Genomic DNA, 13221 nt, shown 5'->3' on the forward strand with positions numbered 1-13221 from the left:
CGAACCGGTGGCGGACCCCGCACAGGCGTGCGGACCGGGCCCCGCGACGGCCCGTCAGCGGCTTGACGGGGCCCCACGCGAAGGGCGGGCGCGCGGGCGGGAAGCGGCAGGGACGAGGGCCTGCGGCGGCGGGCCCGGCGAGTGCTCGCGGCGGCCGGCCCGTGGCGAGGGCTCGCTCGGCGGACGGCCCCGCGAGGGCGAAGGCCCTCCGGTGGCCGTCCGGGGCGCCGCGCCTCAGTGCCCCTTGTCCCGGCGAAGCCCCGCCAACTCCCCGTTCATCTCGGTGAGGAAGCGGACGACGACGGCCAGTTCCTCGGGGGTGAAGCGGCTTCGGGCGGTGTCGGTGCCTTGCGCCAGGGGCCGGAAGTAGTCCCTGGCCACGTCCTTGGCCGCGTCCGCGTAGTGCAGGTGGACCACGCGCCGGTCGTCGGCGGCGCGGGCGCGGCGGATGTGTCCGGCCCGTTCCAGCCGGTCGAGGCAGGCGGTCATCGCGCCGGAGGTCAGGTCGAGGTGGCCGCGCAGGCGGCCCGGTGTCATCGGGCCCTCCGCCGCGTCGGTGCCGGAGTCGGCGTCCAGGATGGCGATCAGGGCCTGGACGTCGGTGGGGTGCAGGCCTTGGTCCTGGGCGAACTCGTGGGTGATGCGGTTGAACTCGGCGTTCATCCGGCGCAGCAGGACGGCGAAGGTCTGCAAGCCCGTCGGGTCGTCCGAAGGGGTGGTGGGGGTGGGGGCACCGGAACCTCTCATGCCGCCTATCCTAATATCTCTCGACGATCAAGATACTTGATGACCGACACACTTCGTCCGCTCCAGGGGATGCCCATGCGCACCGCACCACGCCGGGCCCGGTGGCTCGTACCGTTCGTCCTGCTGCTCGTCTGGCTGGGGGTGGGCGGGACGCTCGGCCCCTACGCGGGAAGGCTGGGCGAGGTGGCCACCAACGACCAGGCCGCTTTCCTGCCCGGGAGCGCCGAGTCGACCCGGGTGCTGGACGCCCGCAAGGCGTTCGACCAGTCGGAGACGTTGCCCGCCATCGTGGTCTGGACGACCGACGGGGGGCCGTTCACCCCGATCCGGCGTCAGGCCGCCACCGAGGCGGTCGGCGCGCTCGCGGGCCGGGAGGGGATCGTGGGCCGCCCCTCCCCCGCCCTGCTCTCCGAGGACGGCCGGGCCCTCCAGGCGGTGGTCCAGCTCCAGCCCGATCTGGGCAAGGGCCTGACACCCGTCCTGGACGAGGTGCTCGACGCGGCGCGGAGCGTGCCGGACAGCACGGCGCGGATCGCCGGTCCCGCCGCGAGCCGGGCCGATCTGTCCGCCGCGTTCGCCGGGATCGACGGCATCCTGCTCGGCGTGGCGCTCGGCTCCGTGCTGCTGATCCTGCTGCTCGTCTACCGGAGCGTCCTGCTGCCGCTCCTGATCATCTTCGGCTCCGTCCTCGCCCTGGGACTGGCCTGCGCCGTGGTCTACGCCCTCGCGGACCGTGACGTGGTCCGGGTCGACGGGCAGGTGCAGGGCATCCTCTCGATCCTCGTCATCGGCGCCGCCACCGACTACGCCCTGCTGCTCGCCGCCCGCTTCCGCGAGGAACTCGCCGTGCGCGGGGACCGTACCGCCGCCGCGACGGCCGCCGTACGGCGCTCCTTCGGCGCGATCACCGCGAGCGCCGCCACCGTGGCGCTCGGTCTGCTCGCCCTGCTCGCGAGCGACCTCACCAACAACCGGGCCCTCGGGCCGGTCGGCGCCATCGGCATCGTCTGCGCGGCGCTCTCCGCCCTCACCTTCCTGCCCGCCGCGCTGGCCCTCCTCGGCAGGCGCGCGTACTGGCCGTCCCGGCCGCAGGCCCCCGAGGAGTCGGCGGAGGGCAGGGGCGTCTGGCGCCGGGTGGCCGCGACGGTGAGCGGCCGGCCGCGCCGGACCTGGGTGGTGACCGCCCTGGCGCTGGCCGCCCTCGCCGCCTTCGCCCCCTCCCTCTCCGCCCGGGGCGTACCGCTCGACGAGACCTTCGTCAACGACGCCCCCTCGGTCGCCGCCCAGCGGACGCTCGGCGAGCACTTCCCCGGCGGCTCGGGCAATCCGGCCGTGATCATCGCCGCCGCCGACCGCGTCGCCGAGGTGACGGCCGCCGCGCGCGGCACCGAGGGAGTGGCGTCCGCCGGGGCGGTCCCGGCGTCCGGCCGGGCCGGTACGGGAGAACCCCTGGTCGTCGACGGGCGGGTGCGCGTCGACGCGACCCTGGCGGACGCGGCCGACAGCGAGGCGGCCAAGGAGACCGTCGCGCGGCTGCGCGCCCGGGTGCACGCGGTGCCCGGCGCGGACGCGCTGGTCGGCGGCTACACCGCGCAGCAGTACGACACCCAGCACACCGCCGCCCGGGACCGGACGGTCATCGTGCCCGTGGTGCTCGCCGTCATCCTTCTCATCCTGATGCTGCTGCTGCGTTCCCTGCTCGTGCCCGTGCTGCTCGTCGCGACGGTGGCGCTCAACTTCCTCGCCACCCTGGGGGTCTCGGCGCTCGTCTTCGAGCACGTCCTCGGCTTCAGCGGCACGGACGCGTCGGTCCCGTTGTACGGCTTCGTGTTCCTGGTGGCGCTCGGCGTCGACTACAACATCTTCCTGATGTCCCGGGTCCGGGAGGAGGCCCTCGTCCTCGGCAACCGGCAGGGGGTGCTGCGCGGCCTCACCACCACCGGCGGTGTGATCACCTCGGCGGGCGTGGTGCTCGCCGCGACCTTCGCCGCCCTGATGGTGATCCCGCTGGCGTTCCTGGTGCAGGTCGCGTTCATCGTGGCCTTCGGGGTGCTCCTCGACACCCTGGTGGTCCGTTCCCTGCTGGTCCCCGCGCTGATGATCGACATCGGCCCCCGGGCCTGGTGGCCGGGGAAGCTGGGCCGCTAGGCCGTCTCTGCCGGATCCTGCCTGGCAAGGGAACGCGCCCGGTGGATCGGACCGGCCCCGCCGATCGTTCCGCTCGATCGACGGGGCCGGGGTCTCGGGTGGCGGAGTCTCGGGTGGCGGGGTCAGACCGCGCCCAGGGCCTCCGTCGGGGTCAGCCGGGCCGCCCGGCCCGCCGGGTAGAGGCCGGCCGCCGTGCCGATCAGCGCGGCGGCGGCCACGCCCGCGAGCAGGATGTCCACCGGCAGCACCACCGGCCAGTCCTGCGAGACCGACCAGGCCGCCGTGACCAGGGCGCCGAGCAGGACTCCGGCCGTGCCGCCCGCGCCCGAGAGGGCCACCGACTCGGCGAGGAACTGGAGCCGGATCTGCCCCCGGCCCGCGCCGAGCGAGCGGCGCAGACCGATCTCGGGGCGGCGCTCCAGGACGGAGATCACCATGGTGTTGGCCACGCCGACCCCGCCGACGAGCAGTGCCACCGCGCCGAGTCCGAGGAAGAGCGAGGTGAACGCCGACTTCGCGGCCAACTGCGCCTCCAGCGCGTCGGAGGGGCGGCTGACCCGGACGTCCTGCGGGTTCTCCGGGTTGGCGGTGGCCGCGAGGACCGCGCGGACCGCTTCCACCGACTCGTCGGGGGACCGTTCGTACACCGTCGTCGGATGTCCCTCGAAGCCGAACAGCTCGCGCGCCGCCTCCCAGCCGATGAGCGCCGAGCGGTCGATCTCGGGGGCGAGCGCGACCGGGTCGAGGATGCCGACGACGGTGAACCACCGCTCGCCCAGATAGACCTGCCGGTCGATCTGTTCGATGCCGAGGCGCCGCGCCGCCACCGCGCCGAGGACGACCGCCGGATAGCGGCCGGTCGCGCCGTTCAGGAACTCGCCGTCGCGGACGGTCCCGCCGACCGTGCCGAGCAGGTCGGTGCGGGCCGCCGCCACCCCGATGCCGCCGCCCGCGAGCGGGTCGATGCGGTCGGTGCGGCGTACGGTCACCCCGGTCAGCGCGCCGGTCGCGGTGACCGAGCGGACCGGTCCGATCCGGCCGACCATCTCCACCGCGTCCTTCGGCAGCCTGGCCTCCTCGCCGAACAGGTCACGGCCGGGCGACACGGTCAGGAGGTTCGTACCGAGTCTGCTGATCCGGTTCATCAGCTCGGTCTGGCCCGCGTTGCTGATGCCGAGGACGGCGACCATCGCGGCGATCCCGATCGCGATGCCGAGCGCGGAGAGCACGGCCCGGGTGGGCCGGGACCGCATCCCCACCAGACCGACGCGCAGGACGTCGGCGACCGGGAGGCGGGCGGGCCTGGGCAGCGGGGTGCCGGTGCGGGGACCGGCCTGCACGCGGGGGCTCATCCCGCCGCCCCGAGCGCCGTGTCCGTGCGGATCCGCCCGTCCAGGACCTCCACCCGGCGCGGCAGCCGGGCGGCGAGACCGGGATCGTGGGTGATGACCACGATCGTCGTGCCCCGCGCATGCAGCTCGTGCAACAGTTCGAGCACGCCCGCGCCCGCCGCCGAGTCGAGGTTGCCGGTCGGCTCGTCGGCGAGGATCACCGAAGGCCGGATGGCGACCGCCCGCGCGATCGCCGTCCGCTGCCGCTCGCCGCCCGACATCTCGTGCGGCCGGTGGTGCAGCCGGTGCCCCAGGCCCACCTGACGCAGCGCCGCCTCCGCGAGCTTCTCTCGCCTACGGGCCGCGATGCCGTGGTAGAGCAGGCCCTCGGCGACGTTCTCGACGGCCGTACGGCCGGGCGACAGGAAGAACTGCTGGAAGACGAAGCCGATCCAGTGTGCCCGTACCGCCGATATCTGACGGTCGTTCAGCTCGGCCACGTCATGGCCGCGCAGCAGCACCCGGCCGGTGCTGGGGCGGTCGAGGGTGCCCATCAGATGCAGCATCGTCGACTTCCCCGAGCCCGAACGGCCCACCACCGCGAGGAGTTCGCCCTCCTGTACGGTCAGGTCGGCGTCCCGCAGCGCGCGGACACCGCCCGGATAGGTCTTGGAGACCCCTTCCAAGGTGATCACGGGTTCGCTCATGCCAGCGGGACCTCCACCTTCAGGCCCTCGCGGAGCCCCGCGCCCGAGACCTCCACCCGGCCCTGGGCGAAGACGCCCAGGGTCACCGGGAGCAGCCGGCCGTCCGGGGTCTCCACCGCGTAGCCGCCCTCGGCGAGCGCGAGGAGCGCCGGGACGGGCACCGCGAGCACGTCGTCGCGGCGCTCGCTGGTGAAGTCGACCTGGACCGGGGCGCCGTCGAGGGTGCCGACGTCCCCGGGTTTCGACAGGGTCACCTCGACCGGCACCGTGGCGTCCGCCCCGCCCGCCCCGCCGCCGGTCGCCCCGGGCCGGTTCGCACCGCCCTGCTCGGAAGCGCGGGCCACCGTGCCCACCCGTGACACCTTCCCCCGCGTGCTCTTCCCACCGGGCAGCCGTACGGTGACGGGGGCGCCGCCGCGTGCGAGCTGCTGGCGGGCCACCGGCATGTCCACGGTCACCACCCGGCGGGTCCCGGACAGGCGGAGCAGCGGGCCTTCCGCCGGGGCGCCGATGATGCCGGGGACCTCGGTGACCCGGACCGCGCCCGGCTCCACGAGAAGGTCCCCGGGCGCCACCTCGCCGGTCCGCTCCCTGCCCTGGTCCTCCTGCCAGTCCCGTACCGCCTCGGCCGTGCCGGAGGTGAAGACCTCGTCGTCGGCCAGCTGGGGGCCGTAGCCGAGCGCCTTGAGGTTCCGCTTCACGACCCGTACGTCCGGGCCGTCGTCGACGCCTTCCTCCAGGGTGCGGTAGAGCGGTGTCGAACCGTAGAAGAGCGGGACGCGGACGCCGTCGACCGCGTACGCGCGCTGGCCGCGCGCGACCGTCGCCCCCACGTCCGGCAGCCAGGTCACGATGCCGCCGCCGTGCGGCGCGCTCACCTGGTAGTCGCCCGCGTAGCCGAGGGTGCCGTCGATCCGCTCGCTCTGCACCAGATCGGTGCGCACCACCGGCGCCGTGCCGGTGCGCGGTCCCGCGGCCGGGGCGTCCGGCCCGTCACCCCGCTGCACAAGGACCACTCCCCCGGCCACGACCGCGCCCAGCACCACCACGGCGGCGGCGAGGAGCAGCCCCCGGCGGCCCCGGGAGCGCGGGGACCCGGGCTCCGGGTCCTCCTCGGTCCGGGGCGCCACCGCCGTGTCCTGGTCCGTCATCGCACCGACGCCCTGCACTCGGTGATCGCCGTCCGCGCCTTCGGGTCGCTGCCCGCGCCGCTGAGCTGGAGCGGCTTGCCGGGCTCCGGGTCGGCGACGTCGAGTCCCTTCTCCCGCAGGCAGCGGGCCAGCCGGACGGCCTTGTCCTGCGCCGAGGCGTCGGTGTTCTCCTTGCCGCCCGCGCCGAGCAGCCCCTGGCAGCCCGCCAGGGCCTCCTGGGTGCGGGCGTCGCCCTTGGTGCCCGGCGGCAGCTGGACGTTCTCGTCGCCCGGCGCCGGGTCGGCGATGTCGACGCCCTTCTCCCGCATGCAGCGGGCGAAGGCCACCAGCTGGTCCTGCCGGGTGCCGCTCGGCGACGCGGAAGCGGAGCCCGGGGAGGCGGTCGGGCCGCCGCCCTTGCTCGCCACGCCCGGCTCGTCCGATCCGCCGCCCGCGCAGGCCGTGGCGAGCAGGGTGAGCGCCGCCGCCGCGATCGCGCCGCGCACACGGAGGCCACCCCTCCTTCGCCCGTGGCCGTACCCCTGTCGTGCGCCTTGTCCTCGCGCCGTGTCCATCGCGCCCGTGCCGCCCCTCGTCCTCGTCGCGCCCGCCATGCTCGCTCCTCTCCTCGGACCGTTTTCCGTGGTGACAGATCTACCGAGGGCGGGGTTGCCGGGCCGTCTCCGGACCCGCATACCTTGGCGAAACATCACGCCGGGTATCACGGAGAGCCGCGGCGGGACGAAAGGACGTGACGCAGATGCGGGTACTGGTGGCCGAGGACGAGGAGATGCTCGCCGAACTGGTCGCGGAGGGGTTACGCGCCCACGGCATGGCCGTCGACGTGGCCCTCGACGGCGACGCGGCCCTCGAACGGCTCACGGTCAACGACTACGACGTGCTCGTCCTCGACCGGGACCTGCCCGAGGTGCACGGCGACGAGGTGTGCCGTCGGGTCGTCGCCTCCGAGGCGCGTACCCGCATCCTCATGCTGACGGCCGCCGGGCAGACCACCGATCTGGTCGCCGGGCTCGCGCTCGGCGCCGACGACTATCTGGCCAAGCCCTTCGAGTATCCCGAACTCGTGGCGCGCGTCCAGGCCTTGGCCCGGCGTGCCACCCGGGCGCTGCCGCCGGTCCTCGAACGCGCCGGGATCATCCTCGACATGCCGCGCCGCCAGGCCTTCCGCGAGGGCCGCTTTCTGCGCCTGTCCCCGAAGGAGTTCGCCGTCCTCGAAGTGCTCCTGTCCGCCGAGGGCGCCGTCGTCTCCACCGAGGAGCTTCTCGAACGGGCCTGGGACGAGAACGCCGACCCCTTCACCAGTGCCGTACGGATCACCATGAGCAAGCTGCGGGCCAAACTCGGCGAGCCACAGCTCATCGAGACCCTGCCCGGCAGCGGCTACCGCATCTGAGGGGCACACGTGGACTCGTCGACTCCGACCTCCCCGCGGGCCACCGGGGACTCACAGGCCCCTCGGACCCGCCGAACCTCACGGTCGATCCCCCAGAGGTCCTTCCGGGGGTTCCTCCGGGGGTTCCTCCGGGGGTTCCTCCGGGGGTTTCTTCGTGGGTTCCTCCGGCGGGGGCAGAGTTCGTTACGGCTGCGGCTCACCGCCCTCTACAGCGGGCTCTTCTCCGTCACCGGGCTGCTGCTCCTCGGCCTCACCTACGTGCTCTTCCGCGAGCGGCTGACCGGCACCACCGTCCTCGTCCTCCCCAAGGACGCGCCGTACACGGGCAACCCGCCCACGCTGACGAAGTCCCAGGTCGCCGCGCTCGCCGACCGGCTCCGCGCCGACGCCCTCGATCAGCTGCTGCTCATGTCGCTGCTCGCGCTGCTCGTCATGCTGGTCGCCTCCGTCGCCCTCGGCTGGCTGGTCGCAGGGCGCGCCCTGCGGCCCCTGCACACCATCGCCGCCACCGCCCAGCGCCTGTCCGCCGCGAACCTGCACGAGCGGATCGGCCTCACCGGGCCCGAGGACGAGCTGAAGAACCTGGCCGACACCTTCGACGCCCTCCTCGACCGGCTGCACGCGGCCTTCGAGGCACAGCGCCGCTTCGTCGCCAACGCCTCCCACGAGCTGCGCACCCCGCTCGCCGTGCAGCGGGCCGCCATCCAGATCCGGCTCGGCCGGGCCAGGCCCGAGGACCTGCCCAGGATCCAGGAGGAGCTGCTCGCCACCAACCGGCGCAGCGAGCGGCTCATCCAAGGGCTGCTCACCCTCGCCACCAGCGACCGGGGGCTCGACCGGCGCGAACCGGTCGACCTGGCCCGGATCGCCGCCGAGGCCGTCGGCCAGAACCGGCCCGCGATCCACGCCGCCGGGCTGCGGCTCGACCTCGACCTGCGGCCCGCCCCGGTGCGCGGCGACCCCGTTCTGCTGCATCAGCTCGTCGTCAACCTCGTGCAGAACGCGGCCCGTTACAACGTGCCCGACGGGGTGATCGAGGTCGCGGTCGCCGGGCCGCCGGGCGGGCGCGGCGGGGGCGTGCTCGTCGTCCGCAACACCGGGGCGCCCGTGCCGCCCGAGGAGACCGACGGCCTGCTCGAACCCTTCCGGCGCCTCTCGCGCAGCGGCGACGGCGCCGGGCTCGGCCTGTCGATCGTCCGCTCCATCGCCCAGGCGCACGGCGGCACCGTGACCCTGACCGCCCCACCGGACGGTGGTCTGTGGGTACGGATCGAGGTGCCGTCGTGAGCGGCGCGCGGGGCGGAACCCCTGGCACGGGGCTCCCATGGACGGGACTCCCGAGGGCGGGACTCCCGGGGAATGGGCTCTCCCGACGCGGGCTCCGGCAGGCCGGTTCTTCACGGCGCCGGTTTGCCCTTCGCCGCCAGGGCCGCCGCGATCGCCGCCGCCTTCGCCCCGCCGGGTCCCGGCAGCACCTGGGCGACGGCGGGCGCGTCGCGGTAGGCCTCCGCCTGGAGGGCGAAGAGGCGGGCGTACGAGCCGCCGAGCCGCATCAGTTCCTCGTGCGTGCCGCGTTCGGCGAGCCGTCCGTCCTCGATCAGGACGATCAGGTCCGCGCGCCGTACGGTGGAGAAGCGGTGCGAGACGTAGACCGTGGTGCGGCCCGCCGCCAGTTCGCGCAGCCGGGTGAACAGCTCGTGCTCCGCCTCCGCGTCGAGCGCCGACGTCGGCTCGTCGAGGACGAGCAGTCCGCCCTCCCGCATGAACGCCCGCGCCAGAGCGACCTTCTGCCATTCTCCGCCGGACAGTTCCACGCCCGTGTCGAACCACTTGCCGAGCGCCGTCGCGTATCCCTGCGGCAGCCGCTCCACGAGACCGGTGGCCCCGGCGCTGTCCGCCGCCGCCTCGACCCGTTCGCGGTCCTCAAGTCCGGGCAGGTCGCCGAGCCCGATGTTCTCCGCGACCGTCGCCTGGTACGTGACGAAGTCCTGGAACATCGCCGCCACCTGGCCGCGCAGCGCCTCCGGGTCCAGCTCGCGGATGTCGGTGCCGTCGAGGAGGATGCGGCCGGACTCGGGCTCGTACAGTCGGCAGAGCAGTTTGATCAGGGTGGATTTCCCGGCCCCGTTGCGTCCCACCACCGCGAGCGTCGCTCCGGCCGGGATCTCCAGGCTGACATCGTCGAGGGCAGGCCGGTCGGCACCCGGGTAGCGGAAGGTCACGTGTTCGAGGACCACATGGCCGCGTACCGGGCCGGTCAGCGCGAGACCGCCCGGGGAGGCGGTCGGGACGGCAAGCAGTTCGTACAGTTTGCGCAGGTAGAGGTGGTGCTCGTACATTCCGGAGGCGCCGCCGAACATGCCTTGGACGGCGGCGGTCACGGCGGTGGCCGCCGAGGTGTAGAGGATGAGGTCGCCCAGACTGAGCCGACCGCGTACGGCCTGCACCGCCACGTAGAGATAGGTCAGCGATCCGGCGACGGTGGTCAGCAACGACCAGGCATTGCCGACGAGATGACGGGCCGTCACCACTCCGCGCAGCTTCCGGTACGCGGCGGCGCCGAGCAGCCGGAAGCGCGCGGTGAGGAACGGCGCGAGCCCGAGGACCTTGACCTCCTTGGCGTACGTGTCGGTGGACACGAGTCGCGACAGGTACTCCATCCGGCGTCGGATCGGCGAGGACCACAGTGCCACCTGGAAGCCGCGCATGCCGTAGCGGGCGTCGGCGACGAAGGCGGGCACCGGGGCGAGCAGCGCCACGAGGGCGACCAGCGGACCGAGCCCGAAGAGCAGCCCCACCATGCTCGCGAAGGTCACCGTGTGCTGGAGCAGCGTGAACGCGCCGCCGATCATCATCACCGGCCGGGTCGAGGCCTCCTGCTGCGCCTGCCGGAGCAGGTCGTAGGAGGCGGAGTCCTCGAAGAAGGAGAGCGGCAGCCCTCCCGCGTGCTCCATGACCTGCGTCTGCACATGCTGTGTGGTGCGTTCCTGGAGCAGTTGCTGCGCGATGCTCCGGACGGCGGTCGCGAGCGCGCCGAGCGCGAACACCCCGCACTGCACGGCGGCGAGCAGGACCAGGGCGGCGAGCGTCGTGGTGACCGGCGGATGCCAGGTGAACCCCGGCAGGTCCAGGGCGAGTCCGATCCGGTCGGGGCGTCCGCCGGTGTGCAGCGCGGCGCCCTTGACCACCGTGTCCACGAGCAGCCGCGCCGTCATCGCCACCGCCGCAGGGACCAGACCGACGAACACCGTGGAGAGCGCGAGCGCCACCGTCAGCCTCCGGCTCGTACCCCAGACGAGGGCGAGCACCCGACCGAGACCGGAGACCGTACGGGCGGTGGCGAGCGCCGCCGCACGCGCCCCGGCCACCGGACCCCGGCGTCCGCGGGGCCGCTCGTCCTCCGGCTCGGGGAAGTCCACGGGCCCGGTCAGTCCGCTGCCGCCGCTGCTCGCCGCCTCCCTGGAGGCGAACACCATCTGCCGCATCAGCGGCACCCCTCTCGCTCGTTGTCTCCGACGTCCGCGACGCGCCCGATGTACGCGGTGTGCGCGGTGTGCGTGATGTGCGCGGTGTCTCCGGTGCGTCCGCCGTACGTGGTGCCTCCGGCGTCCCCGCCGCACCCGGCGTCCCCGCCGCACCAGATGCCCCTGGCGGACCCTCCGTACCCGGCGTCTCCGCCGCCCCCGTTTCCCCGCCGCTTCCCGACGACAGGACGTGATCCGCGATGACCGCGACGCACGGCACTCCCCCGACGTCCGCGATGCCGCCCCTCATCCCGCGCTCGGTGCTCTTCGGCAACCCGCACCGCATGAGCCCGGCGCTCTCGCCCGACGGCGAGCGGCTCGCCTTCCTCGCGCCCGCCGCCTCCGGGGTGCTCAACGTGCACGCCGGGCCCTGGCGCGAGCGGGACTTCCGGCCGGTCACCGCCGATGCCGGGCGGGGGGTGCGCGCCTTCGCCTGGTCCGCCGACGGGCGGCACATCCTCTACGTCCAGGACCGTGACGGCGACGAGAACACGCATCTGTACGCCGTGTCGCCGGACCCGGACGGCCCTCCGGCGCGCGACCTCACCCCGTACGAGGGCGTGCAGGCGCGGATCGTGTCGCTCGACCCGCGTCGGCCCGACCGGCTGCTCGTCGGGCTCAATCTGCGCGACCCGGCCGTGCACGACGCCTACCGGCTCGACCCGGAGACCGGCTCGATCGAACTCGCCGCCCGGGACGAGGGGTTCAGCCGCTGGGTGGCCGACGGCGATCTGCGGGTGCGGGGTGCGCTGCGCCCGCATCCGGACGGTTCGACGAGTCTGCTCGTCCGGGACGTGGAAGGCGCCCCCTGGCGCGAACTGCTCCGCGCGGAGCCGGAGGACGCGCCCGCGCTGCGCCCCTTCGGCTTCACCGGTGACGGCCGGCACCTGCTGCTGCTCTCCTCCGAGGGCGCGGACACCGCCCGGCTGCTGCGCGTCGACGCCGTGACCGGTGAGCGGAAGGTGCTGTACGCGGACCCCGTCCACGACGTCGACGGGGTCGGGGTGCATCCCCGTACGGGCGAGGCGCAGTTCGTGCTCGTCCGACGGGCCCGCAACGACCTGGAGGTGCTGGACCCGGAGCTCGAAGCCGATTTCGCCGCGCTGCGGGCCGAGGCCCCCGGCGACCTCACCGTCCTCGGGCGCGACCGCGCGGACCGGCACTGGCTGGTCCAGCACAACACCGACGACGCGCCCGCCGGCTACCGCGTCCTGCACCGGGCCGGGGACGGCGAACCCGCCCGCGCCGAGTACCTGTTCAGTCATCTTCCCGCCCTCGAAGGGCAGCGGCTCGCCCGGGTCGAGCCCTTCCGCTTCACGGCCCGCGACGGGCTCGCGGTGCACGGTTATCTCACCTTCCCGCCGGGCGCCGGGCGGGACCGGCTGCCGACCGTGCTCTGTGTCCACGGCGGCCCGTGGACCCGCGACCAGTGGGGCTTCCGCGCCGAGGCGCAGTGGCTGGCGAACCGGGGCTATCTCTGCCTCCAGGTCAACTTCCGGGGCTCGACCGGCTACGGCAAGGAGTTCACCCGGGCCGGGGACCGCGAGTGGGGCGGCCGGATGCAGGACGACCTCCAGGACGCCGTACGCCACTGTGTCGCCCTGGGCCACACCGATCCCGGCCGGGTCGCCGTCTACGGCGGCTCGTACGGCGGGTACGCGGCGCTGGCCGGGGCCGCTTTCACTCCCGACGCCTACCGCTGCGCGGTCGCCGTGGCCGCGCCGTCCTCGCTGCTCACCTTCATCGAGTCGGTGCCCGCGACGTGGGGGCCGATGGCGGCGATGCTGCGCCGCAGGGTCGGCTCGCCGGAGGCGGAGCCGGAGTTCCTGCGGGCCCGTTCGCCGCTCTTCGCCGCCGACCGGATCCGCATCCCGCTGCTCGTCGGGCAGGGGGCGCGGGATCCCCGGGTGCGGCGCGAGGAGTCGGAGCAGTTGGTGTCCGCGCTGCGCCGGAGCGGCGTTCCCCATGAGTACCTGCTCTTTCCCGACGAGGGGCACGGATTCGTCCGGCCCCGCAACCGAATGGCGTTCTACGCGGCCGCCGAACGCTTCCTCGCGGAACACCTGGGCGGCCGGTACGAGGAGACGGCCGGAACCGAGGGCGGGACCGAGCGCGGGACCGAGCGCGGGACCGGCCACGGGGCGGACCGCGGTTCCGACCGTGAGGCCGTGCCCGGGGAGTAACGCCGTGGAGCGGGCGGAACTTCCCGGGCACGGCACG

The 13221-nt window shown here is 74.3% G+C and carries 10 protein-coding genes; 4 read left to right on the top strand and 6 right to left on the bottom strand.

Annotated features, from left to right (window positions below):
- Positions 1–234: 234 nt before the first annotated feature.
- Complete coding sequence (locus BU197_RS10055) at positions 235–747, bottom strand: MarR family winged helix-turn-helix transcriptional regulator (RefSeq protein ID WP_188267905.1); 513 nt, start codon at positions 745–747, stop codon at positions 235–237.
- A 75-nt stretch (positions 748–822) separates the two neighbouring features.
- On the opposite strand from BU197_RS10055, the gene BU197_RS10060 reads away from it, so the two are divergent.
- Positions 823–2895 carry an MMPL family transporter gene (locus BU197_RS10060; protein ID WP_188267906.1) on the top strand — a complete coding sequence of 691 codons (2073 nt, stop codon included), beginning with the start codon at positions 823–825 and terminating at the stop codon, positions 2893–2895.
- A 122-nt stretch (positions 2896–3017) separates the two neighbouring features.
- Here BU197_RS10060 and BU197_RS10065 read toward each other — a convergent pair whose 3' ends face one another.
- From BU197_RS10065 to BU197_RS10080, 4 genes are read right to left on the bottom strand one after another with little or no spacing between them, the layout of a single operon-like run.
- Positions 3018–4247: an ABC transporter permease gene (locus BU197_RS10065; protein ID WP_188267907.1), complete on the bottom strand. Its 1230-nt coding sequence runs from the start codon at positions 4245–4247 to the stop codon at positions 3018–3020.
- A complete protein-coding gene (locus tag BU197_RS10070) occupies positions 4244–4933 on the bottom strand; it encodes an ABC transporter ATP-binding protein (protein WP_188267908.1) in 690 nt (229 codons plus the stop codon). Before BU197_RS10070 ends, BU197_RS10065 begins: the two co-directional genes overlap by 4 nt.
- Positions 4930–6084: a peptidoglycan-binding protein gene (locus tag BU197_RS10075; RefSeq protein WP_188267909.1), complete on the bottom strand. Its 1155-nt coding sequence runs from the start codon at positions 6082–6084 to the stop codon at positions 4930–4932. Before BU197_RS10075 ends, BU197_RS10070 begins: the two co-directional genes overlap by 4 nt.
- On the bottom strand, positions 6081–6569 hold the full coding sequence (locus BU197_RS10080) for a hypothetical protein (RefSeq protein ID WP_188267910.1): 489 nt from the start codon (positions 6567–6569) through the stop codon (positions 6081–6083). The genes BU197_RS10075 and BU197_RS10080 overlap by 4 nt, the downstream gene beginning before the upstream one ends.
- A gap of 254 nt (positions 6570–6823) precedes the next feature.
- Between BU197_RS10080 and BU197_RS10085 the strand changes: the two genes are divergently transcribed.
- Positions 6824–7477: a response regulator transcription factor gene (locus tag BU197_RS10085; RefSeq protein WP_188267911.1), complete on the top strand. Its 654-nt coding sequence runs from the start codon at positions 6824–6826 to the stop codon at positions 7475–7477.
- A 258-nt stretch (positions 7478–7735) separates the two neighbouring features.
- On the top strand, positions 7736–8764 hold the full coding sequence (locus BU197_RS10090) for a HAMP domain-containing sensor histidine kinase (RefSeq protein WP_317452134.1): 1029 nt from the start codon (positions 7736–7738) through the stop codon (positions 8762–8764).
- A 110-nt stretch (positions 8765–8874) separates the two neighbouring features.
- Here the strand turns inward: BU197_RS10090 and BU197_RS10095 are convergent, their stop codons facing one another.
- Positions 8875–10962 (bottom strand): ABC transporter ATP-binding protein, encoded by a 2088-nt coding sequence (locus BU197_RS10095; protein WP_188267912.1) that lies wholly within the window; start codon positions 10960–10962, stop codon positions 8875–8877.
- Between the two features lie 239 nt (positions 10963–11201).
- On the opposite strand from BU197_RS10095, the gene BU197_RS10100 reads away from it, so the two are divergent.
- The gene (locus tag BU197_RS10100) at positions 11202–13184 is read left to right on the top strand and encodes a S9 family peptidase (protein ID WP_223183025.1); all 1983 of its coding nucleotides are present in this window, start codon (positions 11202–11204) and stop codon (positions 13182–13184) included.
- Positions 13185–13221 lie beyond the last annotated feature (37 nt).

It is taken from the genome of Streptomyces sp. CBMA291, from assembly GCF_014596525.1.
In the GTDB taxonomy this organism is placed as follows: domain Bacteria; phylum Actinomycetota; class Actinomycetes; order Streptomycetales; family Streptomycetaceae; genus Streptomyces.